The sequence below is a fragment of the Halomonas sp. hl-4 genome (genome assembly GCF_900215475.1).
GTDB lineage: Bacteria > Pseudomonadota > Gammaproteobacteria > Pseudomonadales > Halomonadaceae > Vreelandella.
This window is the reverse complement of record NZ_LT907845.1, coordinates 3,250,430-3,273,396: the sequence shown is the minus strand read 5'-3', so window position 1 is coordinate 3,273,396 and position 22,967 is coordinate 3,250,430. Positions and strand designations below refer to the sequence as shown.

Annotated in this window: 18 protein-coding genes; 11 read left to right on the top strand and 7 right to left on the bottom strand. The window is 58.0% G+C overall.

Annotation, left to right across the window (positions count from 1 at the left end):
• Window positions 1–93: 93 nt before the first annotated feature.
• The 4 genes from CPH17_RS15415 to CPH17_RS15400 form a co-directional block, all read right to left on the bottom strand.
• On the bottom strand, window positions 94–708 hold the full coding sequence (locus tag CPH17_RS15415; protein ID WP_074395120.1) for a TorD/DmsD family molecular chaperone: 615 nt from the start codon (window positions 706–708) through the stop codon (window positions 94–96).
• 3 nt (window positions 709–711) lie between these two features.
• Window positions 712–2,469, bottom strand: a complete 1,758-nt coding sequence (locus CPH17_RS15410) for a 4Fe-4S dicluster domain-containing protein (protein ID WP_096300211.1) — start codon at window positions 2,467–2,469, stop codon at window positions 712–714.
• A 250-nt stretch (window positions 2,470–2,719) separates the two neighbouring features.
• Window positions 2,720–3,364 (bottom strand): DUF3306 domain-containing protein, encoded by a 645-nt coding sequence (locus CPH17_RS15405; RefSeq protein WP_096300209.1) that lies wholly within the window; start codon window positions 3,362–3,364, stop codon window positions 2,720–2,722.
• On the bottom strand, window positions 3,361–3,801 hold the full coding sequence (locus CPH17_RS15400) for a DUF3305 domain-containing protein (RefSeq protein ID WP_096300207.1): 441 nt from the start codon (window positions 3,799–3,801) through the stop codon (window positions 3,361–3,363). The genes CPH17_RS15405 and CPH17_RS15400 overlap by 4 nt, the downstream gene beginning before the upstream one ends.
• A 109-nt stretch (window positions 3,802–3,910) precedes the next feature.
• Between CPH17_RS15400 and CPH17_RS15395 the strand changes: the two genes are divergently transcribed.
• Genes CPH17_RS15395 through CPH17_RS15375 form a run of 5 tightly spaced genes read left to right on the top strand, consistent with a single transcriptional unit; the run spans window position 3,911 to window position 8,634 of the window.
• A complete protein-coding gene (locus CPH17_RS15395; protein WP_096300205.1) occupies window positions 3,911–4,771 on the top strand; it encodes a formate dehydrogenase accessory sulfurtransferase FdhD in 861 nt (286 codons plus the stop codon).
• Window positions 4,768–5,379: a molybdenum cofactor guanylyltransferase MobA gene (mobA, locus tag CPH17_RS15390; protein WP_096300203.1), complete on the top strand. Its 612-nt coding sequence runs from the start codon at window positions 4,768–4,770 to the stop codon at window positions 5,377–5,379. The genes CPH17_RS15395 and mobA overlap by 4 nt, the downstream gene beginning before the upstream one ends.
• Window positions 5,376–6,623, top strand: a complete 1,248-nt coding sequence (moeA, locus tag CPH17_RS15385) for a molybdopterin molybdotransferase MoeA (protein WP_096300201.1) — start codon at window positions 5,376–5,378, stop codon at window positions 6,621–6,623. The genes mobA and moeA overlap by 4 nt, the downstream gene beginning before the upstream one ends.
• Window positions 6,620–7,612, top strand: a complete 993-nt coding sequence (gene moaA / locus CPH17_RS15380; protein ID WP_096300199.1) for a GTP 3',8-cyclase MoaA — start codon at window positions 6,620–6,622, stop codon at window positions 7,610–7,612. Before moeA ends, moaA begins: the two co-directional genes overlap by 4 nt.
• Window positions 7,613–7,614: 2 nt before the next feature.
• Window positions 7,615–8,634, top strand: a complete 1,020-nt coding sequence (locus tag CPH17_RS15375) for a CobW family GTP-binding protein (protein ID WP_096300197.1) — start codon at window positions 7,615–7,617, stop codon at window positions 8,632–8,634.
• On the opposite strand, the gene CPH17_RS15370 is transcribed toward CPH17_RS15375, so the two are convergent.
• Window positions 8,631–11,321 (bottom strand): bifunctional diguanylate cyclase/phosphodiesterase, encoded by a 2,691-nt coding sequence (locus CPH17_RS15370; RefSeq protein ID WP_074395111.1) that lies wholly within the window; start codon window positions 11,319–11,321, stop codon window positions 8,631–8,633. The genes CPH17_RS15375 and CPH17_RS15370 overlap by 4 nt on opposite strands.
• Before the next feature lie 160 nt (window positions 11,322–11,481).
• Between CPH17_RS15370 and CPH17_RS15365 the strand changes: the two genes are divergently transcribed.
• The gene (locus tag CPH17_RS15365; RefSeq protein ID WP_096300195.1) at window positions 11,482–12,384 is read left to right on the top strand and encodes a LysR family transcriptional regulator; all 903 of its coding nucleotides are present in this window, start codon (window positions 11,482–11,484) and stop codon (window positions 12,382–12,384) included.
• 79 nt (window positions 12,385–12,463) lie between these two features.
• Here CPH17_RS15365 and CPH17_RS15360 read toward each other — a convergent pair whose 3' ends face one another.
• Window positions 12,464–13,984 carry an NCS1 family nucleobase:cation symporter-1 gene (locus CPH17_RS15360; RefSeq protein ID WP_096300193.1) on the bottom strand — a complete coding sequence of 507 codons (1,521 nt, stop codon included), beginning with the start codon at window positions 13,982–13,984 and terminating at the stop codon, window positions 12,464–12,466.
• 539 nt (window positions 13,985–14,523) lie between these two features.
• Here CPH17_RS15360 and CPH17_RS15355 point away from each other — a divergent pair.
• Genes CPH17_RS15355 through preA form a run of 4 tightly spaced genes read left to right on the top strand, consistent with a single transcriptional unit; the run spans window position 14,524 to window position 19,620 of the window.
• Complete coding sequence (locus CPH17_RS15355; protein ID WP_074395108.1) at window positions 14,524–15,390, top strand: nitrilase-related carbon-nitrogen hydrolase; 867 nt, start codon at window positions 14,524–14,526, stop codon at window positions 15,388–15,390.
• A 31-nt stretch (window positions 15,391–15,421) separates the two neighbouring features.
• Window positions 15,422–16,861 carry a dihydropyrimidinase gene (gene hydA, locus CPH17_RS15350; protein WP_096300191.1) on the top strand — a complete coding sequence of 480 codons (1,440 nt, stop codon included), beginning with the start codon at window positions 15,422–15,424 and terminating at the stop codon, window positions 16,859–16,861.
• Window positions 16,862–16,909: 48 nt separating this feature from the next.
• Complete coding sequence (locus tag CPH17_RS15345) at window positions 16,910–18,289, top strand: NAD(P)-dependent oxidoreductase (RefSeq protein WP_096300189.1); 1,380 nt, start codon at window positions 16,910–16,912, stop codon at window positions 18,287–18,289.
• Entirely contained in the window at window positions 18,286–19,620 is a 1,335-nt protein-coding gene (gene preA, locus CPH17_RS15340) for an NAD-dependent dihydropyrimidine dehydrogenase subunit PreA (RefSeq protein WP_096300187.1), read from the top strand. Before CPH17_RS15345 ends, preA begins: the two co-directional genes overlap by 4 nt.
• A 128-nt stretch (window positions 19,621–19,748) precedes the next feature.
• Here preA and CPH17_RS15335 read toward each other — a convergent pair whose 3' ends face one another.
• Window positions 19,749–21,428, bottom strand: a complete 1,680-nt coding sequence (locus CPH17_RS15335) for a methyl-accepting chemotaxis protein (RefSeq protein WP_074395104.1) — start codon at window positions 21,426–21,428, stop codon at window positions 19,749–19,751.
• Between the two features lie 459 nt (window positions 21,429–21,887).
• On the opposite strand from CPH17_RS15335, the gene CPH17_RS15330 reads away from it, so the two are divergent.
• Window positions 21,888–22,904: an IS30 family transposase gene (locus CPH17_RS15330; RefSeq protein ID WP_027336024.1), complete on the top strand. Its 1,017-nt coding sequence runs from the start codon at window positions 21,888–21,890 to the stop codon at window positions 22,902–22,904.
• Window positions 22,905–22,967 lie beyond the last annotated feature (63 nt).

Here is a 22,967-nt window from a genome sequence, read left to right as displayed (position 1 = left end):
TCTCCTCTCTTGCCATGGCCTTTGGCCGTTTTGTCTTATGCTATGGCTGCCGCGCGCCCACCCGACGGTGAATCTACGCATTAGCGCGTCACGTCAAGGTTCTACGATTCGTACCGGGGCATGGCTCGCCTCAATGGCTAAGCGAGCCTCTTCGCTCTCCATGAAAGCGCTACCCAACTGCCCGAGCGCTGCATAAAAAGCCGTGTCGACCTGCCCTAGGTCGTTAAAACAGTCGCTTGCCCAAGGGGCAAGGTGATGCATAAAGAAGTGCGCCTGGTCCGCGCTCGTCGCGTCGATCAGCATGGCCATCACCTCGCAGAGCGCGGCCAGGTGATCCTCAGGGTCCTTTGTGTGCTCGCTGCGCTCGAAGCCCAGTGCACCAAGATCGCGACGCAGCGCCACCAGCGCTGCCTCCATCAATTCGCCGTTGCGGTACCAGGAGGCATAGGGCACGACATCGCCCTGAATCACGCCCACCAGGTGGCCGAAATGCGCGCGTTTCAAAGGCGCGGTGTCGGCACTGTCAGCGGCCTGGCTAAGCCCGCGCCAGCACTCGGCCAGACGGCTTCCGTCCTGTTCGATGTCCAGCGAGGCCAGCCAGCCGAGCAGTTCCTCGCTAGGCACTTCACGGAGGAGCGCGGCCAGCAGCCGATAGATATCAGCGCGTAAAGCATCGGCCTCATTCAGCGCTGGGGCAGTTTGCGTCATGGCTTATATCCTCAACTGGGCGTCAGGATCACGGATCATGGTTTTCCACACGTCTTTCACCCGGCAGTCCTCACACATTTCCAGGCGCAGCATGGCATCGCCTGCAAAATAGGGGTGATCGGCCAACTTGGCCTTGATGTTAGCGACCGTGCTTGCCGTGGCGAACGGTTTGCCGCAGCCGATGCACTCGAAGGGCGCTTCTTCGTGACACACCTGACGCGTTTCACGCTCGTCAGCGGCCAAAAAGCCCGGCATCAGCGTAATGGCATCTTCAGGGCAGGCCTGCTCGCAGAGCCCACACTGCACACAATCCGCTTCGCGGAAGTTCAGCGAAGGCGCTTTGCCACCGGAGGAAAGCGCCGGCGTCGGGCAGTTACTGACACAGGCATGGCACAGCGTACAGGCGTCACTGTCGACCTGAATGCTCCCGTACGCCGCGCCTTGCGGCATGGCGTGGCGCTGACCGCTAGGCGCACCCAGTTCGGCCAGGCGTGCCAACACGATATTCAGACGGGCGCGCTTATTGGGCTCGTTCAGCGCCAGCGGCTGGTCGGTCAACGGCGTCAGCATGGGCAACGCGTCGCGTGCCTGAGCATCGTCGTCGGCCAGCAGTTGCACGCGATCAGGGTCGTGCCCCAAGGCGGTCAACAACGTCTGGGCCTGGCGCACCTGGTCAGCCAAAAAGGCACTCAGCCGGGCGGGCATATCGGCATGCTGCTGAATGCGCACTTCGGCGGCGCCGCTGGCCAGAGCGGTCAGCCACTGGTCGTGCCCGGCCGCCCCAAGCTCTTCTAAAGGGATATCTAACACGTGCCCGGCGGGCGTGACGCCGGCCGCCTGTTCAGCGTCCTGCGAGTCGTGGGTGATAAAGCGCAGCACAGGCGCCTGGCCACCCGCCTCGCGGTAGGCAGCAAGCCACGTGGACAGCGTGTCCTGCTGACGGCGCGTGTCAGGCAAGCGAAACTCAATGGCACCGGTGGGGCAGGCGCTGGTACAGCTGCCCACACCCTGGCAAAGGTAGGGATCGATCTCGATCTGCGATTCAATGCGGCCCTGGTGGCTGCTAATAGCATCGGCGGGACACACGTCCAGGCAGCGGGTGCAGCCGGTGTTGCCGCTGGAGGAATGCGCGCAGAGATCGCTGTTGACCTGGAAATAACGCGGCTTGTCGAACTCGCCGACCAGCTCAGCGACCGCATCCACCGCGTCGCGGCGGCGGTCGACGTCCGTCCAGTCGAGGAGCACGTAGCCGGGGGGCGGCAGCTCGGCAGCCATCACCGGATTGGCATTCAGATCCAACACCACGTCGAAGTGGTCACGATCGATAAACGCCCGGGCCAGATTGAGCGGAGCCTCAACATCGTCATCGAGCTGAACATCAAATGCACCCAGGTGACCTGAAATACGTAACGCAGTGATCTGGCCGGGGGTCATTACATGGCGAACGAGCGGTTGGGCGTGGCCCTGTGGAGATGTGTCTAGCGGCGTTTCAGTTTGCGGCGACGCCTCTGGCGATTGCGTTGCCGGGTCGTCGGCATTAGCCATCAGCAATGTGATTGAGGCAAGCCCGCTGTTCTGAAGAGCACGACCCGCTTGCTCAGCGTCGCTAGCTGAGCCAATCACCATCGCATGACCTCGGCTATGATAGGTCACGTTGGCTGGCGTTAAGTTCGCTGGCCACGAGATGCGTTGGCGTACCGCTTCTCTGGCTTCAGCGTTACGCTGGTCGTCTAGCGACGCCAGCTGGATTCGTTGGTTCATGCATTCTCACGGTCAGAGGATCATTTTTTTATAATAGTTGATCATACTTTTTTACTATTGTGGCATAACGGCTGTGCCAATACCTAGCACTTGCTTAGCCGATCAGTCCTCATTTGATCGCCCCGTTACTCATGTTCATAAGCGTATGGTGACTGAGCAGGTTTTGCCAAGGCATTTGCACCCGGCACTTTCAACGCTGTTATCCCGCTACCACCACAACATCTTGTTTCTACTAGGCTAACGCCTATCCTTATGCTTTGGTCTGAGCGTTATCAGACTGGTCGTCTAGTGTCGCCTTCTGCTCATTCGTTGACGTAGCGGCAGCTGTTCCATCGCTGGCCTCTGACGGCAGGGTCTCGTTCTCGGCTACCGTAGACGCGGCTGGTTCGTTTACAGGTGTTTCCTCGGCAGCTTTGTCCAGGCTATCATCGGCTTTTTTAACCCAACGACGTAGCTTGCCCGCCAGCTCCGACGCCATGGGCTTCAACTGCTGGCGGTAATCCAGGTCGTAGTCGTCCAGCCCATCGCGCACGTTGTAGTTGCCGGTCGACCACAGGCGCTTTAACGCCCGCCGTCTCAGCGCTGCACTTACGCCGGGCACCATATAGCCACTGAAGTCGCTGCCGGCGACCAGTGTTTCAGGATCAGGCAACGTATCATCCAGGCTTCCTGGAGGCGGTGGCGCTTTGGCTGGCGTGTCAGACTCGTCGGCATCGTCGCCGTTGCGGCTTTCAGGCGCGTCTTCCAAGGAAGGCTCTTGCGAAGGCTGCGGCTCGTCTGACGATGGCGAAGACTGAGCATCGCGCTGTGCTGGCTCATCGCGCTTTGCGTCCGGTGCGGGATCGTCAGGCTCGATCCCCCGCTTGATGCGTGACCAGCGCTCTAAACGACTCATTGTGGTTTCTCCTGGGTGGGCGTTTCTTTAGCGCGCCCGGCCCCTTTGCGTTTCTTCTTGCGTATTTCCATCGGCGCTTCGCCATGGCGGGCCAGATAGCTTTCGATCCATATTTGGATTGCCATCGGCATCGCCACTTCCAGCACCTGCTGCTCACCGTCCATCCAACCGGCTGCGACATCTTGACTCGCCGTAATAGCGCCAGGCTCAGGCGCCTGACCGGTAAATCCGGCGCGCACAAATAGCCGTGGCGTGGCGGCCGTCAGGTTGAAGCGGTATGCCGCCCGCTCGGTCATGGACAGCTGTAAAAACAACACATACGGGCCTTGCTCGCCTAGCGTCAGTTCACCGATACGCCACTGCGTTTGGCTAAAACGGTTAATATGCTTGGTCTCGGCGACCAGCGTAATGCTTAGCGGGCGGAGATTATCGGTCATCACATTAGCCCTTATGCGTTATTTGCAAAGACAGGTTCGGGTAGACAAGTAAGCCTTTCGAGCGCCATCATCGTCAACTCAAACGTTGTACGCACCATGAGGATCGCGGATGCCCGCCCTGGAGCTAAGCCGAGCCCGCTTACCGGCCACCACCGATATAGACGTGGTAGACGAATTTGGTGATACCCGTCGGCAGGCCATCGCCGCCGAGCGGGCCTTGACCGTTTATCTCAACAAGCGTGAAATCGTCACGCTCATGACGCTCGGCGACGACCCGGAAGCGCTGGTGGTTGGCTACTTGCGCAACCAGGGACTGCTGCGCGCCGCCGCCGACCTTTCCGTTGTTCAGGTTGACTGGGAAGTCGAAGCCGCCGTGGTCGTCACCGGGCACCTTCCCGACGATCTTGAAGCGCGCCTGAGCACGCGCACCGTGACCACCGGCTGCGGCCAGGGCACGGTGTTCGGCAAGCTGCTCGACCAGACCGACCTGACCGCATTGCCCGATACCCGTCTGAACCAGACAACGCTTTATCAACTGCTGAAAAACCTCAACGCCTATAATGAAACTTACCGCAGCGCCGGGGCGGTGCATGGCTGCGCGCTATGTCGTCAAAGCGACGTGCTTGATTTCGTTGAAGATGTGGGGCGCCACAACGCCGTGGATACGCTGGCGGGCCGCCAGTGGCTGCAGCAGGCAGACAGTGCCGATGCCGATATTTTCTATACCACCGGGCGTCTTACGTCGGAGATGGTGCTCAAGGTCGCCCAGATGGGCATTAGCGTGCTGGTCTCGCGCTCGGGCGTCACCCAGAAAGGCGTCGAGCTGGCCGAGCGGTTTGGCGTCATGCTGATCGCCCGCGCCAAGGGTAAGCACTTTCAGGCCATCAATGCCGCAGGCCGACTCACCCTGGATGCCATTCCGCCGCGCCCGCCCCGCGCTCGCGCGGCCCATCAAGAGGCGCGCTCATGATTCCCACCCATGACCTAACCGGCATGATTCTCGCCGGCGGCGAAGGCCGCCGTATGGGTGGCCGCGACAAAGGCCTCGAGCCCTTCGCCGGGCTGCCGCTGGTGGCCCACGTGGCCCAGCGCTTTAACGGTCGCGTGGCCGAGTTACTGATCAACGCTAATCGCAACGCCGATGCTTATAGGATGTTTGCCGACAGCGTCATTGCCGACGCCGAAGGCGGCTTCAAAGGGCCGCTGATGGGCATCTACAGCGGCTTGCGCGCCGCCAAAACACCCTGGCTACTGGTCGCTCCCTGCGACTCACCCGCCCTGCCGGACGACCTGGTGGCACGCATGGTCGCGGGTATTGGCGAGCATGATATCGGCGTTGCCTTCGACGGCGAGCGCCTTCACCCCGTGGTGGCCTTGCTACGCACTGCGCTTGCCGATGATCTCGCCGCGACGCTTGGCGAAGGCGAGCGCAAGATCGACCGTTGGTTCGCCCGCCACGCGTGGTGCAAGGTGGATATGTCCGACTGCCCGGACGCCTTTGCCAACCTCAACACCGAGGAAGAGAAATTCCGCCTGGAAGCCGCTTTAGCCCCCAAGACAAAACCGGCGACGCCATGACCCTGTCCTGCTTTGAACTCGGCGAACAGATGCTCAGCGTGGAGGAAGCACGGACGGCGCTGGCCACGCTGGTCGAACGCCCCGTGGGTAGCGAGCGGGTCGCGCTGGCCGAGGCCCATGGCCGGCGGCTCGCAGAGGACATCACCGCCACGATCAACGTCCCGCAGAATACCAATGCGGCGATGGACGGCGTGGCCCTGGCCTGGACACAGGACGCGCCAACCGACTGGGCCGTGATTGGCGATGCCTTTGCCGGGCAGGCCTTCGAAGGACGCGTTGCTGCCGGACAGTGCGTGCGCATTACCACCGGCGCACCGCTACCGCCGGGGACTGACACGGTGATCATGCGCGAGCAGCTGAGCGAGCAGGGAAGCCGCGTGGTGATTGACGCCCCCGAGCGCGTCAAACGCGGCCAGAACGTACGCCAGGCAGGAGAAGACATTGCCGCGGGAAGCGTCGCCCTACCCGCCGGCACGCGGCTGGACGCTGCCGCACTGGGCCTGGCCGCCTCCCTGGGTTGCGCTGCCGTGTCGGTTTGCCGACGTCCCAGGGTGGCGATTTTTTCCACCGGTAACGAAGTCACCGCTCCTGGCGAAGCCCTGCCCAGCGCCGGCATCTACGATGCCAACCGCTATACGCTTTCGGGACTGCTTACCGAACACGGCGTTGAGGTGGTCGATCTGGGCATTCTGCCGGACGAGCTAACCGCGCTTAAGGACACCTTGTCGCACGCCGCGGCAAACAGCGACCTGGTGATTTCAAGCGGCGGGGTATCGGTGGGCCACGCCGACTTTACCCGCGACGCCCTGGAACAGTTGGGTCGGCTGGCATTCTGGCGGGTGGCCTTACGACCGGGCCGCCCCATGGCCTGCGGCTGGCTGGGTGAATCGCACACGCCTTTCGTCGGCTTGCCCGGCAATCCCGTTGCGGTCATGGTAACCTTTCTGCAGTTTGTCGTGCCGCTGCTGCAGCGACTTCAGGGCCAACCCGTTACACCGCCCCGCCGCCTCAACGCGATTGCCGACGACGCATTGAAAAGCCGCTTTCAACGGACAGACTTCCTTCGTGGGGTCTACCATAGTGATAAACAGGGACAGCTACGCGTACGTAGCACCGGCGCCCAGGGGTCGGGCATATTAACCTCGATGGTGGCAGCTAACTGCTTGATTGAGCTAGCCGACGACCAAGATGGTGTGCAACCAGGCGAGGTCGTCAGCATACAACCACTTACGGAATGGCTATGACCGAGCAACTGATCGACAACTTTGGCCGCCGCATTAGTTATGTGCGTATCTCGGTAACCGACCGCTGTGACTTTCGCTGCGTATATTGCATGAGCGAAGAGATGACCTTCCTGCCCCGCGCTCAGGTGCTCACGCTGGAAGAGTTGGCCATGGTCGCCCGCGCGTTCACCGAGCTCGGCGTGGAGAAAATTCGCCTCACCGGCGGAGAGCCACTGGTGCGCCGCGACATCACCCAGTTGGTGGATGAAATCGGCTCGATGCCAGGCCTCAGCGACTTCACCATGACCACCAACGGCGCCAGCCTGCGCAAGCACGCCAAACAGCTCTACGCCGGTGGCATGCGACGTCTCAACATCAGCCTGGACTCACTTGACCCGGAGCGCTTCAAGCAGCTCACCCGCACCGGTGAACTGGAAAAAGTCATCGACGGCATTCGTGCCGCCAAGGAAGCAGGCTTTGAGCGCATCAAGCTCAACGCGGTGATCCTCAAGGGCCGCAACGAGGACGAAGTGCTCGATCTGGTCGAGTTTGCCCGCCGGGAAGGCCTGGATATCAGCTTCATCGAAGAAATGCCGCTGGGCGACGTGTCCGACCACTCCCGCGCGGAAACCTTCTACTCGAGCGACGACGTCCAGGCGCTGATCGAAACCCGCTATCCGCTGATCGCCACCCCAGAAACCACGCCCGGCCCGTCGCGCTACTTCCGGATGGCCGACAGCAAAAGCCGCGTCGGCTTTATCTCGCCGCACAGCCATAACTTCTGCGATACCTGCAACCGCGTCCGCGTGACCGTCGAAGGACGCCTGCTGCTGTGCCTCGGCAACGAGCACTCGGTGGACCTGCGCGCCGTGCTGCGCCGTCATCCGGGCAACATGCAGGCGCTGAAAGACGCCATCATCAACGCCCTGCCGCTCAAGCCCGAGCGCCATCATTTCACCACCGACGGCGACGTGCAGGTCGTACGCTTCATGAACATGACCGGCGGCTAAACATGGCGGCACTGTCCAACGTTCCCGTCCATATCGTCACCGGCTTTCTGGGGAGCGGCAAGACCACGCTTATCCACAGCCTGATCGAGCAGAAGCCTGTGGATGAAAAATGGGCGATTCTGGTCAACGAGTTTGGTCAGATCGGCATCGACCAGGCGATGTTTGAAACCCGCGATGACGTGGTAGTGAAAGGCCTACCCGGCGGCTGCCTATGCTGCCAGCTGGCCTTTGTCCTCCAGGCCGCCCTGGTCAATTTGCTGGCACGCAGCCGTCCCGACCGGGTGATCATCGAACCTTCCGGTCTTGGCCACCCCGCCGGTTTGGTCGACCTGTTGCGCGGCGAGGCGTTTCAGGGAACCGTGGAGGTGCGCGATATTATCGCAACCCTGGACCCGCGCCGCCTGGATGAACCCCGCGTTGTCGCCCACGAGACCTTCCGCGACCAGTTGGAAATTGCCGACGCTGTCGCTCTGACCATGCGCAATCAATGTACCGCCGAACAGCTCAGCGCGGCACATGCCTTCATTGCCGAGCGCTGGCCACCGCGTAAGTGGGTCCATGAGGTGCACGACGGCCATCTGCCGCTGTCACGCCTGCTGGAAGGCGGACACGCTCAGGGCAGCAGCACCACTCCGGACGCCCACCAGCCGCAATCTGCGCCACCGAGTTTGGAAGGTGGTTTTTTCGACTTCCCGCCAGCGCCTGGCAAACCACAGTGCGAAACCGGCTCGTCACTGGGTTACACCAGCACTGGATTGCGCTGGCACCCTAGCGATTGCTTCGACCTTGACCGCTTGGCGGCCTATCTTGGCGAGCTACATGGGGATGTTCGTGTTAAAGGGGTATTTCACACTCATAATGGCTGGCGGCAGCTTAATCGTGCGGGCGGCACGCTGAGCGTTACGCCATCTGCCTGGCGGCAGGATTCACGTGTGGAGGTCATTGCAGCTGAGTTGTCAGCCTCGCACCTGCCAGACGCTGACATCCTCATAGCCGCGTTCGCGGATACCTCGATAGTTTAAGGCAAATGTCCACCTTTTAACCACGCCTCTAGCACGTCTAGCGGCATCGGCCTTCCATATAGAAAGCCTTGGTAGGTATGACACCCGTGGGTCAGCAGCCACGCCTGCTGCTTTTCACTCTCAACGCCTTCGGCAATGATTTCAAGCGACAGACTTTGCGCCAGCGCAATGGTGCTTTCCACAATCGCGGCATTCGCCTTGCTGTCAATTACCTGTTTTACAAAGGACTGATCGATTTTTAATTGATCGAGAGGCAACTGCGCAACATACGCAAGCGACGAGTAACCGGTACCGAAGTCGTCCAGCGCAAAACGCACACCCCGCTGTTTAAGCTGCTGCATCTTGTCACGGGCATCATCACGCGCTTCGACAAATAAAGATTCGGTTACCTCCAGCTTAAGCTTGTGCCAAGGCGCGCCGGTACGTTGCAATATGCCCTCCACTTTGGCGACAAAATCTGCCTGCTGGAACTGCAGCGGGCTTACGTTAACTGCCACGCTCAGCTCGGCAAACGCAGGCTGGCTGGCCCATTGCGCCAGTTGCGTACAGGCAGCCTCGAGCACCCAATCACCCACTGGGTTAATCAGTTCGGTCGATTCCAGTAGGGGAATAAACTCGTCGGGCATGACCAGTCCGCGTTCCGAATGCTGCCAGCGCAACAGCCCTTCGACACCTATGCAGCGACCGTCTTGGTCGACCTGAGGCTGGTAGTACAGTCGCCACTCCTGATTAGCGAGCGCTTGGCGCAGCTCGTTTTCCAAGCGTACTCGTGCCAACAGTTCGGCTTGCATGGCGGGATCGAAAAAGCTCAGCGCACTGCGGCCGCTACTTTTGGCTTGAAAAAGCGCCATGTCGGCCTGCTGTAAATAATCGTCTACCGAGCTTGCATGATCACTTACCACCGTTATACCAATGCTTGCCGTCACGCTTAGGCTTTCATCTTGAACGGCAATTGGCTGTTGAATCACGTCTTGTAGTTTTTGCGCAATACTCTCGGCAAGCTCGGCGGTATGCTCACGATTTTTGCCCAATCCTTCGATTAGCACGGCAAATTCGTCTCCCCCCAGCCGCGCCAGGGTATCGGTTTCACGCAGCATATGCCCCATTATGCGTGCCAAGTGCTGTAGCAACTGGTCGCCGGCGAAATGGCCTAGAGTGTCGTTGATTTGCTTGAAGTTATCGATATCAATGAATAGCAAGGCACCACAGTGCGCATACCGGTTGACGTCCTTAAGCGCGGCCTCCATGCGGTCCATGAACAGCCGGCGATTGGCAAGCCCGGTGAGAGGGTCGTAAAACGCCAGTTGATGAATTTCCTGCTCTGCTGCTTTACGTTCACTAATATCACTCATGGTCGCCACGTAATGGGTCAGCGCGCCTTGCGGGTCGTAGACGGCGCTAATGGTCAACCATTCGGGAAATACATCGCCATTTTTGCGCCGGTTCCAGATTTCTCCTTCCCAACTGCCGGTGGACTGCACTCGCCGCCATATCTTGCGGTAAAACGAGGCGTCGTGGCGACCCGAGTTGAGCATGCGTGTGCTCTTACCCACGACATCGTCTTCGCTGTAGCCGGTAATCCTCGTGAAGGTCTCGTTAACCTTCAAAATGCGCCCTTTGTCATCGGCAATCAACATGCCCAAGTGGGTCTGGAACGCCGTGGCAGAAATCCGCAGTTCCGCTTCACTTTGAGACAACCGATGTTCAAAACGTAGCCGATTCAGATAATGGCGCACCCCCCAAGCGCCCAACAGGGCAATCAACACCATGACACCAGCCAGTATGCCGGCTCGTTGCCGCCAACTGGCCAATTGCAGTTGGACGTCTTCGCCGACAACCACAAGCAGCGGCAGCGCTTCTATCCACTGCATTTGAAACAGTCGCTCGCGCTGGTCCAGCGGCGAGGTTAATTGCAGCGACCACTTCTCGTCGCCACGCTCAATCATCGTCAGGGTTTCGGGGCTGTCGACTTGCCATCCGGATGGCAAGGGGTCATCCAGCGCGGGCAACCGTGCGATCAGCTTAAGCTCAGCGTCGACCAGGGCAATGCTTTCACCTTCCGCAATACCCAGGCGTTGCAAGGCACGCTCGAACACCCCAGGGGAAATACGCGCCACTGCAATGCCATTAAACTCACCGTTGCTGCGTGTTAACCGTCGCGCTTGATAGAGAAAGTAACGATCATCGTGAGAGGCCAAGTAGAGCGGCGTCACCAGCTTGGTGCGTTCCGGCTGGTCGCGAAAGGCTTGAAAAAAGGCACTATCGCTCAGATCGCGGCCTACCATATCCGTTCTAATTGTGCTGGCTTGCAAAATGCCCTCGGCATCAATCACACCAATATCATCAATCCAATCCACATAGCGGCTACGGTTGAGTAAGGCACGCATTAACACCTGAGATTCGCCTTGGGTCGGCATACCCTCAAGCTCGATCAGCTCTGCAATGCTCAATAATGCCTGGTCACTTTGCGCAAAGACGCCTTTTGCCCACTCGACCACGACATCCGCTCGGGCGGCATTGCGTGCTTCAAGGGCATGAATTTCCTGGCGATATTGTTCGTAGAGTATCCACGCGAAGATACTTAGAAGTAGCAAAAGCGCTACCCCGTAAAGCGTCAACGCACCATGGCGCTGTTGGCGATACTTTTTCGCCAAATCGGCCGATAACGGAGTAACAGGTTGTGGCATTGCGCGGACGCCTTGTCATAAAGTGGCATTAAACAAATGTAATCGCCTTAACATAAGCCTAAACGTCGATGATATTGAAGGGTTATTTTTGAAAAGTATATCGGCCCTTTTCAACTCTCTTATCATAAAATCAACTGATTAACAGCCATGAGAGCTTGCCATGCCTACGCTTGGTCAAATGAGCGATTATGAGATTCGCCTAATTCGTATTTTTCAAACGGTAGTGGAGTGCGGTGGCTTTACAGCAGCAGAAACCACGCTGGGCATCAGCCGGTCGGCGATTAGCCAGCATATGAACGATTTGGAGGGACGGCTAGGCTTTTCGCTCTGCCAGCGCGGACGCGGGGGATTTAGCTTAACCGAGGAGGGTAAAGAAATTTATCAGGCAGGGCTTACCCTCCTCTCCGCCCTTGAAACCTTCAAAAGCGATGTCAACGCCCTGCATCAAACGATCAAAGGCGAGCTTAACATCGGCATTACCGACAATTTGGTGACCCTGCCTGCGATGCACGTTACCAATGCGCTGGCCAAACTCAGCGCGCCGGAGCACGATGTCACGCTGAACATTCATATGGAGCCATCGGACGCGGTGATTCGCGGCGTGATGGATGGCCACTTGCACGTCGGCGTGGTGCCAGCGGTCAATTTGCCCACGAGCTTAGACACCCAGCACCTCTACGATGAGCCTTCTTATTTGTATTGTGCGTCTGGGCACTCGCTGTTTAATGAGGAGAGTGACAGCCTCGGGTTGTCAGATATTGCGCGCCATCCTGCGATATCGCCGCGCTACCCGCTACCCGCTGCAGCACGCCAAGCCCACGAGGCACTCAACCTACGCGCCTCTGCCTCTGACCGCGAGGGCGCGGCTTTTTTGATTCTCACCGGGCGTTTTATTGGTTTTCTCCCTGAGCATGTGGCGGCGCAGTGGGTCTCAGCAGGCAAAATGCGCACGCTGAATAGCAAGAGCCAACACTACCGTATTCCCTTTGCGCTCATTTCACGCCGTGACCGCCGCCCCAATCGGGTTGTTGATGCCTTTTTAAGCTTTATCGATACGCCTTAACACGAATATCCCTCCACGTATTACAACACCCGACAGATAGCCGGGTGTTGGGATGAACGGTCAAACAGCAGCGTATCGTCTAGGGTAGTTGCTCCGTAGGTTCCCTATCAGCTACTGGCGACGGTCCAACTGATGGCACCGTAGAAAGCACTTGGCTGGCGATATAGTAAACAATCGCCCCCAGCGCCGAACCGGTAAACCAACCGTAATCGTAGAACCAGTACATCGTGCCTGTCGTTAGTGCTATTAAGGTCAGCGCCACGGGCACGCCAAACGCGATAAAGCCGGCGATATTGACGGCCGGATAAGCATGGTTATCCATATACAGACTGGGCACATCCAGGCGCTGCTTTTTAATCAGGAAGTAATCCACCGCCATGATCCCGGCGATCGGCCCAAGCAGGCTTGAGTAGCCCAACAGCCAATTGGAGTACATCTGTTCAAGCGATACTCCCGGCGGAATGATGCCGGCTTTTTGCAACAGGTCGTAGCCCATCAGCAGCACCCCCACCGCACCGGTCATCAGCACGCCACGCGTCTGATCGATAAACTTCGGTGCAATATTCTGGAAATCATTGGTCGGCGAGACGATGTTGGAGGCGGTATTAGTTGAAATGGTGGCGATGATAATCAGCAGCATCGCCAGCACGACCCAGAAGGGATTATCGATAAAGCCGATAAGACGCACGGGGTCGGCGACGGTCTGCCCTACCAAGTTTTCGGAGGCAGCGGTCATCACCACGCCCAACGCAGCAAAGAAAAACATCGTTAGCGGCAGCCCAATCACCTGGCCGACAATTTGGTCTTTCTGGCTTTTGGCAAAGCGGCTGAAGTCAGGAATATTCAGCGACAGCGTGGCCCAGAACCCCACCATGGCGGTTAATCCGGCAAAGAAGTAGCCATACACCGAGGCCCCCTCAGGCCGCGATGGCGGCTGCGCCAGCAACTCGGTCATTGACGTATGTGGCCACGCCCAGACCATCAGCCCGATGCCGACGGCAAGCAGCAAAGGGGCGGCAAACGTCTCAAGCCATTTGATCGATTCCGCACCGCGAATCACTACATACAGGTTCATCGCACCGAACACGAAGAAGCCAATGACTTCGCCAACCCCGCCCAGTGCGGCCCAGGCCGGTATCAACTCGGAAAGCAGCAGGTGGATGGCCAGGCCGCCGAACATGGTCTGAATACCGAACCACCCGCAGCCGACGAGCGCACGAACCAGACAGGGCACGTTAGAGCCGAAAATACCAAACGACGAGCGCAGCACCACAGGAAAAGGGATCCCGAATTTTGTGCCCGGGAAAGCATTGAGCGTGAGCGGAATCAAGACAATCACGTTGGCGAGCAATATCGCTAACAGCGCCTCGCCCACGCTCAGGCCGAAGTAGGCGGTTAATACGCCTCCCAGCGTATAAGTGGGCACGCAGATCGCCATGCCCACCCACAGCGCGGCGATATTCCACTTTGACCAGGTACGCTCGCTTGCCCGGGTCGGGGCAATATCCTCATTGAAACGTGAGCTGTCGCGAACATCATCCCCCACGTCCAGCTCAACCAGCCCTTCTCGATCTACCATCTGAGAGGTTGTTTTCGTCATTGATCTCTCCTCAGTGTCATCCGCTTCCCAGAAAACCCTCACGGTCTGAGGTAGTTTCAAGCAATAAGCGTGCCGACTAAGCCATTCTAGCCACTTAACTCATTGATCAAAAACTGTCTTCCAGGACAAGAATTTTATTGTTGTCGTCATCTTGCCGACTTCTGAGTCACCGAATACCCGGCGGACTCAAAAAGGCTAGATCAAAAAAAATATTTGCACCAATTTTAAACATAAAAACCTGCGTTTGTTTTCAACAAAAAAGTTCAAGCCACTGATTTAAAAAAATTAAGCCAAGCACCCAAAACAGTGCGCATCTTCACCAGATTAGGGATTTCTCAATGCTAAAATAAAAAAATCAATTTAACTCAATGAGTTAAACATCATCATGAAAAAACCACCGACTGACTTGCTAAAACGCACAACCTGACGATACTTTCTTAAAAGCTGTCGTAATGGTCAGCTTTGAAAACCACCCGCTTAAAACAGAACATCAAATAACACCAACACTTTGGCCTAACGCTAATAAGAGGGAGTGTCTGATGCAGAAGATGAAAATCGGCCTGATTCAAATGGGGCTAAAAACCAGCACCGACCTAGAACCCACGGCGATTCGTGACGCCATGAACGAAGCGCACCTGCCGATGATTGAGCAAGCGGCAGCTCAGGGCGTACAGGTGCTGTGCTTCCAGGAAGTATTTAACCAGCCGTATTTTTGCCCCAGCCAGGACGGCAAATGGTACGCCGCCGCTGAAAAGGTACCCGAAGGCCCGACCTGCCAGATGATGCAAAAACTGGCCGCCAAGCACCGTATGGTGATTATCGTCCCCGTGTATGAAGAAACCGAGACCGGCGTTTACTACAACACCGCCGCGGTGTTCGATGCCGACGGCAGCTATCTGGGCAAGTACCACAAAACGCATATTCCTCAGATCGCAGGCTTTTGGGAGAAATTCTTCTTCAAACCGGGCAAATCCAACTGGCCGGTGTTCGATACTGCCTACGGCAAGATCGGCGTGTATATCTGCTACGACCGTCACTTCCCCGAAGGCTGGCGGGCACTGGCACTCAACGGTGCCGAGGTGATTTTCAATCCTTCCGCTACCGTGGCCGGGCTTTCCCAGTACCTCTGGGAGCTGGAACAGCCTGCCTCGGCCGCGGCCAACGGCTGCTTTATCGCCGCCATCAACAGGGTAGGTACAGAAGCCCCCTGGAATATCGGCAATTTTTATGGCTCCAGCTATATCGTCAACCCACGCGGCAAGATCGAGGCACAGGCCAGCGAAACCGACGATGAACTGCTGATCCACGAGATCGATTTGGACATGGTGCGTGAGGTACGCAACAACTGGCAGTTCTTCCGCGACCGTCGACCGGAAACCTACACCCGCCTGACCGACGGCGAGTAACCCGGCTACCGGATAACACAAGGAGCAAACCATGAGCCTATTGATCAAGGGCGGCACTGTCGTCACTAATACCGATACCTACCGCGCCGACGTGCTGTGTGTCGACGGTAAAATCCGCGCCATCGGCACCGATTTAGAAGTCCCCGCCGATTGCGAGGTTGTCGATGCCAGCGACCAGCTGGTGATGCCGGGCGGCATCGATCCCCATACCCATATGCAGCTTCCGTTCATGGGTACCGTTGCAAGCGAGGATTTCTATACCGGCACCGCTGCCGCGCTGGCGGGCGGCACCACGTCCATCATCGATTTCGTGATTCCCCAGCCGGGCCAGTCACTGATGGAAGCCTTTGAGACCTGGCAGGGCTGGGCGGAAAAAGCCGCCACCGACTTCGCCTTCCACGTGGCGATCACCTGGTGGGACGAGAGCGTCAAACAAGACATGGGCACCCTGGTGCGCGAGCATGGGGTTAACAGCTTCAAGCACTTTATGGCCTACAAGGGCGCCATCATGGCCACCGATGACATTCTAGTGGAGAGTTTTTCGCGCTGCCTGGAGCTGGGCGCGGTGCCTACCGTCCACGCTGAAAACGGCGAGCTGGTTTACCACATGCAGCAAAAACTGCTCGCCCAGGGCATCACCGGGCCGGAAGCCCACCCGCTTTCCCGCCCGCCCCAGGTGGAAGGCGAAGCCGCCAGCCGGGCGATTCGTATTGCCAGCACCCTGGGCGCGCCGATCTACCTGGTGCACGTGTCTACCAAGGATGCGGTGGATGAGATTGCCTACGCCCGCGACCAAGGCCACCAAGTTTACGGCGAATGCCTCGCCGGTCATCTAATGATTGACGACAGCGTTTACCAAGATACCGACTGGGGCCGCGCCGCCGCTCATGTGATGAGTCCACCCTTCCGGCCCAAAGGCCATCAGGAAGCCCTCTGGCACGGCCTGCAGTCAGGCAACCTGCAGACCACCGCTACCGACCATTGCTGCTTCTGCGCCGATCAGAAAGCGGCGGGCAAGGACGACTTCACCAAGATTCCCAACGGCACCGCCGGGGTCGAGGACCGCCTGGCCGTACTGTGGGATGAAGGCGTCAACACCGGCAAGCTATCGCCCCAGGAATTCGTCGCCCTGACGTCGACCAACACCGCCAAGATATTCAACCTTTACCCCCGTAAAGGCGCGATTCAGGTGGGTGCCGATGCCGATATCGTGGTCTGGGACCCCAACGGTACACGCACGATTTCCGCCAAGACCCACCACCAAAACGTCGACTTCAATATCTTCGAAGGCAAGACGGTGCGCGGCATCGCCCGCCATACCATCAGCCAGGGTAAGTGGGTATGGCGCGACGGCGACCTGCGCGCCGAGCGCGGCGCAGGCCGCTATCTGGAGCGCCCCGCCTACCCCGGCATGTTTGAGCTGCTGGCCAAGCGCGCTGAGCTCAATGCGCCCGTCGCCGTTAAACGATAACCGGCGCTCAATAACAGGTGTTTCTATAAAAACAGCGGAGGCTCTACCGTGACTAGCCCACTGAATCATCTACCCAGCGCAAAAGAGGTCGGCACCTACGACCCGCCAACGCTGGACAGCAACTTTAGCGACCTACACCCGCCGCTGACCCATCGCCAGGCGATGATCGAAAGCCAGCGCTGCCTTTACTGCTTTGATGCGCCCTGCGTCGAGGCCTGCCCATCGGAGATCGACATCCCCAGCTTTATTCGCCAGATCAGCGAGAACAACATCAACGGCGCGGCGGAAACCATCCTGGAAGCCAATATCCTGGGCGGTAGCTGCGCCCGGGTATGCCCGACGGAAATCCTTTGCGAGCGCAGCTGCGTGCGTAATCACGACGCCGAGTGCCAGCCGGTGCTAATCGGCCTGTTGCAGCGCCACGCCACCGACAACATGCAGTTCGATGGCCACCCCTTCACACGCGCAGCATCCACCGGCCGTCATGTGGCCGTAGTGGGTGCCGGGCCAGCGGGGCTCTCCTGCGCGCATCGCCTGGCGATGCTGGGCCATCAGGTGACCATTTTTGAAGCCGAGCAAAAGCCCGGCGGACTGAACGAATACGGTATTGCCCGCTACAAGATGACCGACGACTTCGCCCGCAAGGAAGTCGAGTTTTTGCTGGAGATCGGCGGCATCGACATCCAGTACGGAAAACGGCTGGGTGACAACCTGGAGCTCGCCAGCCTGCATCACCAGTACGACAGCGTGTTTCTTGGCCTGGGCCTGGGCACCAGCCGTGCACTAAGCCTCACCGGGGAAGATGCCCCCGGCCTGATGCCCGCCGTGGACTACATCAAAACCCTGCGCCAAACCGATGACCTGGGCAGCCTTGCGGTCGCCAAGCGCTGCATCGTGATTGGCGCAGGCAATACCGCCATCGATCTGGCGACGCAGATGGCCCGCCTGGGTGCCACCGAGGTGACGCTGGTCTACCGCCGCGGCGTCGAGTCGATGTCCGCCACCGACCACGAGCAGGAGATCGCCAAAGCCAACGGCGTGCGCATGCTCACCTGGGCGCAGCCCGACGAGATTCTGCTCGACAGCCAAGGCCAAGTGGCGGGCATGCGATTCGCCAAGACCCGGGAACAGGCGGGACAATTGACCGCCACCGACGACACCTTCGAGATTGCCGCCGATGCCATCTTCAAGGCGATCGGTCAGGGCTTTGACGGTGAAAGTCTCAGCGACGCTACCGCTGCTGAGCTCGCCCGTGACGGCGAACGTATTCACGTTAATGAGATGTTCCAAACGTCGCTACCTAACGTTTACGCCGGCGGTGACTGCATCAAGCCCGGCCAGGATCTCACCGTACAGGCCGTCCAGCACGGCAAGCTGGCCGCCCACGCCATCCATCAGGCGCTTACCGCCAAGCAGGAGGCCGCATGAATACCCTCAACTTTACCCCACCGGGCAAGCACGACAGTGGCGCCAGCGTGGTCAACGGCGTTGACTTGTCAGTAAACTTCGCCGGTATCAAAGCCCCCAACCCGTTCTGGCTAGCCTCTGCACCGCCCACCGACAAGGCCTACAACGTGGTGCGCGCCTATGAGGCGGGCTGGGGCGGCGTGGTGTGGAAAACACTCGGTGAAGAGCCGCCTGCGGTGAACGTTTCGTCGCGCTATTCGGCCCACTACGGCAAAAACCGCGAGGTGATCGGCTTTAACAACATCGAGCTGATTACCGACCGCTCGCTTGAGATCAACCTTGAAGAAATCACTCAGGTGAAAAAGGACTGGCCCGACCGCGCACTGATCGTCTCCATCATGGTGCCCTGCAACGAGGAAGCCTGGGCCTATATCCTACCACTGGTGGAAGCCACCGGCGCGGACGGCATCGAACTCAACCTGGGCTGCCCCCACGGCATGCCCGAACGCGGTATGGGCGCGGCGGTAGGCCAAAACCCGGACCTGATCGAGAAAGTCACCTACTGGTGTAAAAAGCACTACTCCAAACCGGTGATTGTAAAACTTACCCCCAATATCACCGATATTCGCGTGGGCGCCCAGGCGGCACTGCGGGGCGGCGCCGATGCGGTGTCGCTGATCAACACCATCAATTCGATCACCAGTATCGATTTGGACAACATGGTCGCCAAGCCCACGGTGGGTCACCAGAGCACTCACGGCGGTTACTGCGGCAGCGCCGTTAAGCCCATCGCCATGAATATGGTGGCAGAAATCGCCCGGGATCCGGCAACGCCCACGCTGCCCATCTCCGGTATTGGCGGCATTTCCACCTGGCGGGATGCGGCGGAGTTTATCGCTCTGGGAGCGGGCAGCGTGCAGGTGTGCACCGCGGCGATGCTCAACGGTTTTCGCATCGTGGAGGAGATGAAAGACGGGCTTTCCCGCTGGATGGCGGAAAAAGGCTACGACTCGATCGAGGCTTTCTCGCGCAAGGCGATCCCCCAGACCACCGACTGGAAACATCTGGATATCAACTTCAAGACCATCGCCAAGATCGACCAGGACCTGTGTATCGAGTGCGGCCGCTGCTATATCGCCTGCGAGGATACCTCCCACCAGTCGATTGCCAAGCTCACCGAAAAAGACGGCGCGCGCCGCTACGAAGTGATCGAAGAAGAGTGCGTGGGCTGCAACCTTTGCCAGATCACCTGCCCGGTGGAAAACTGCATCACCATGGTGCCGCAGGAAACCGGCAAGCCTTTCCTGGCCTGGGATGACGACCCGCGCAACCCCTTCCGCGCGGCCTCTTGATTAATGTCCTGCAAAACGCCACCGCCCCCACAGAGTGAGGGCGGTGGCGTTTTTGTCGGCGCTGAATCGTTATCCAGCGCCTGCCGTCTTAAACCAAGAGCTCATCAGACAACTTGCGGCATTGATCCTTAAAACTCTTCCCACTCTTGGTCCGCGCTTGCCGCTGCTTTCGACTTCCCACCCCCTTGGGTGGCGGGCCGCAAAAGCGCCGGCTGCGTTTGGGGGGAGGTCAGAGGTGCATGCTGGGTGCGGCTCTCGCCTTCCACCAGGCGGAAAGCAGACACCACACTTTCAAGTCGTGCCGCCTGCTCTTCCAGGGAGCTGGCCGCCGAGGATGCCTCCTGGACCAGCGCGGCATTCTGCTGGGTGACCTCGTCCATCTGAGCGACAGCCTGGTTGACCTGCTCAATGCCCGAGCTTTGCTCCTGTGACGCCGCCGAGATTTCATCCATAATATCGGTCACCCGCCGCACGGAAGCGACCACTTCACTCATGGTTTTACCTGCGCTCTCGACCAGGACGGAACCTTCTTTTACCTGGGTCGATGACGCCTCGATCAATGCCTTGATCTCTTTGGCGGCGTCGGCACTGCGACTGGCCAAGTTACGCACTTCGCTTGCTACAACCGCAAAACCGCGCCCCTGTTCGCCCGCTCGCGCTGCCTCTACCGAGGCATTGAGCGCCAGGATATTGGTCTGGAAGGCGATGGAATCAATAACGCTGATAATATCCGACACTTTTTGTGAGCTGTCCGAGATGCCGTGCATGGTGGTAATCACCTTTTCCACCACCTCGCCGCCGCTGCTTGCCGTGGTGGAGGCATCCTGCGCCAGCTGCGTCGCATGGCGGGCGTTATCGGCATTCTGTTTCACCGTCGTCGTTAACTGCTCCATGCTCGCGGCTGTCTCTTGCAGCGATGCCGCCTGCTGCTCGGTGCGTGACGAGAGGTCCGCGTTGCCGGAAGCAATTTCCCGCGCGCCAATATGAATCGAACCGCTGCTATTGCGCACCTCCGTCACGGTTTTAACCAAATTGCTCTGCATATGCTGCATGGCACTGAACAGCTTGCCAATTTCGTTACGTCCGCGGTCTCTTACCTTACCCGACAGGTCGTTTTGGGCAATACGCTCAAAATGCGCAACCGCTTCGTTGAGCGGTTTGACAATCGACCCAACCATGGCAATACGCACAAACAACACCATTAACGCGGCAAAAATCAACACGGCGATATCGATATAGCCAATCAGCTGCATATCCCTTTCATAGTCAACAACCATCAGCCCATTTTGGTCCGCCATATAATCGTTGTAGGCAGTGCTTGCCTCGATAAACTGCTGATTTAAATCGCTGGCCGCTTCTCTTGAGTTACGAAACTGTTCCTCATCGCCTTCTGCCAACGCCACTTCCTGGGGCCTCACTCCCTGTTCTATCAAACTCTGGAAACTGGTCATCAACGTTTCTACAAGAGGCGTCTGAATAGCGATTGACTCAAATTGCGAAAAGTACTCCTGAGCCTGCTGCTGCATTTCCTGTGCTTCAGTCAGGTAATCACTCGCTGCGCGAGCATCACCTTCATAAGCCGCAACATAGCTATTCACGTAAAAAAGTTGAGCGTTCGCAATGGACAGTTGTCCACGATTGACCGAACGCATTTGATCTGCACCACGATCGACTTCTCTAAGCGACGAGCTACCCTCTTCGCCTGCTTGATAACCGAGAAACGCGATAATGATAATTAACAGTGAGAAAATGCCGAGAACGAGGGTTAACCCCATTTTGACGGAAACATTGCTAAGTAGACGGTTCATCGTGTGGTATTTCTCCAGGCTGGATATATTAGCTAGTGGCAATTTAAAACCTAGCTGGAGACAGACCAGCGATTTTAGATTCATTAAAATTGCCATGCTTTTGTGAGCGAGAAAAATTATCGGCCTGAAAAACACCTACTTTAGTCTAAGTTAACAATATTTATGGTTAACGCACTATTTAATAACGGTTAGCTTAAAAAACTCACATTAATAAAAGAAAAAAATTAAATAACTTAACCTGAGTTATCGCTTTAAATAATTTTACATGGAGCAACTTTAAGATTTACGAGCAGGGTCTACGCCAAGCTCAGTGCTTGGGCGTAAGAAATGGTTATGAAGGTACAGCAAAGGCGTGAGGTTGAGGCTCTGCGGGTGGATTACACCACCTCGACTGGGCTAGCCAACTTGGCCGCAAATTCTGAGTGCAACACCTGACCAAACCGGTAGGGTGTTGTATCCATGTCATATTCTGAACTCTGCACTGAAGAACGTGCCACGATCCATGTCAGCTTCGCGCAAGGCTTGAGCATCAGGAAGGTAGCGGCCCTGCTCGAGCGCTCCCCGGCAACGATTAGCCGAGAAATACGGCGCAATAGATCGTCCGATGGCAGCTATCGTGCGCCACATGCGCAACAATGCCGTGATCACCGTCGAGACGGTTGTCGACCAAGGCGCAAACTGCTTCCTGGCAGCCCTCGGTTCGCCCTGATTCAGCACATGCTGCGTCGGCGCTTGTCTCCCGAACAGATCAGCGGCAAGCTCAAGCATATGAATATCCCTGACCTTCGAGACGCCTACGTCTGCCGAGAAACGATCTACAGTGCCATCTACGCGTTGCCCGTCGGTGAACTGAGAAAGGAGCTGATCCATTGTTTGCGGCAAGGCAAGCCAACCCGTAAGCCGCGCCGTGGCCAGGTCGACCGGCGCAACCAGATCCCGGACATGGTCAGCATCCATCTCCGCCCTCCAGAGGTGGAAAAACGTGAATTTCCTGGCCACTGGGAAGGCGACCTGATCAAGGGCAAGAACAATGCATCGGCTGTCGGCACCCTTGTCGAACTCAAAAGCGGTTACCTGATCCTAGCGAAGATGAACGATGCGACTGCTACCTCTGCTGTAGAAGGCTTCAGCGCAGCGCTGAATCGCATGCCGTTGGCCGCACGGAAGAGCATGACGTATGACCAAGGACGTGAGATGACGCAGCACGCCAAGGTCACCCAGAATACTGGTGTCGCTATCTACTTCTGTGACCCACACAGCCCATGGCAGAGGGGCGCCAACGAAAATATCAATGGGCTCATACGACAGTACTTGCCCAAGGGAACGGATCTATCGATCTATAGCCAGCAAGAACTGGATGAGATCGCGCTTGAGCTGAACATGCGCCCGCGAAAGCGCTTCGACTTCAAGTGCCCTATTGAGGTGATGAGCGAGGAGCTGGCGAAGTACCATGAGGTTCCGTCATCGACACATTGACGGTGTTGCACTCAGAGCCTGCATCCGCCCAAGGCGGTGTAATGAAACAGGCGTCTAGGGATT

Bases quoted from the DNA above. Each gene is read 5' to 3' on its own strand.
- moaA (WP_096300199.1), top strand. From the start codon at position 6,620: ATGACCGAGCAACTGATCGACAACTTTGGCCGCCGCATTAGTTATGTG.
- CPH17_RS15405 (WP_096300209.1), bottom strand. From the start codon at position 3,364: ATGAGTCGTTTAGAGCGCTGGTCACGCATCAAGCGGGGGATCGAGCCT.
- CPH17_RS15365 (WP_096300195.1), top strand. From the start codon at position 11,482: ATGCCTACGCTTGGTCAAATGAGCGATTATGAGATTCGCCTAATTCGT.
- hydA (WP_096300191.1), top strand. From the start codon at position 15,422: ATGAGCCTATTGATCAAGGGCGGCACTGTCGTCACTAATACCGATACC.
- CPH17_RS15330 (WP_027336024.1), top strand. From the start codon at position 21,888: ATGTCATATTCTGAACTCTGCACTGAAGAACGTGCCACGATCCATGTC.
- CPH17_RS15395 (WP_096300205.1), top strand. From the start codon at position 3,911: ATGCCCGCCCTGGAGCTAAGCCGAGCCCGCTTACCGGCCACCACCGAT.
- preA (WP_096300187.1), top strand. From the start codon at position 18,286: ATGAATACCCTCAACTTTACCCCACCGGGCAAGCACGACAGTGGCGCC.
- CPH17_RS15375 (WP_096300197.1), top strand. From the start codon at position 7,615: ATGGCGGCACTGTCCAACGTTCCCGTCCATATCGTCACCGGCTTTCTG.
- CPH17_RS15410 (WP_096300211.1), bottom strand. From the start codon at position 2,469: ATGAACCAACGAATCCAGCTGGCGTCGCTAGACGACCAGCGTAACGCT.
- CPH17_RS15355 (WP_074395108.1), top strand. From the start codon at position 14,524: ATGCAGAAGATGAAAATCGGCCTGATTCAAATGGGGCTAAAAACCAGC.
- mobA (WP_096300203.1), top strand. From the start codon at position 4,768: ATGATTCCCACCCATGACCTAACCGGCATGATTCTCGCCGGCGGCGAA.
- CPH17_RS15400 (WP_096300207.1), bottom strand. From the start codon at position 3,801: ATGACCGATAATCTCCGCCCGCTAAGCATTACGCTGGTCGCCGAGACC.
- CPH17_RS15370 (WP_074395111.1), bottom strand. From the start codon at position 11,321: ATGCCACAACCTGTTACTCCGTTATCGGCCGATTTGGCGAAAAAGTAT.
- CPH17_RS15415 (WP_074395120.1), bottom strand. From the start codon at position 708: ATGACGCAAACTGCCCCAGCGCTGAATGAGGCCGATGCTTTACGCGCT.
- CPH17_RS15335 (WP_074395104.1), bottom strand. From the start codon at position 21,428: ATGAACCGTCTACTTAGCAATGTTTCCGTCAAAATGGGGTTAACCCTC.
- moeA (WP_096300201.1), top strand. From the start codon at position 5,376: ATGACCCTGTCCTGCTTTGAACTCGGCGAACAGATGCTCAGCGTGGAG.
- CPH17_RS15360 (WP_096300193.1), bottom strand. From the start codon at position 13,984: ATGACGAAAACAACCTCTCAGATGGTAGATCGAGAAGGGCTGGTTGAG.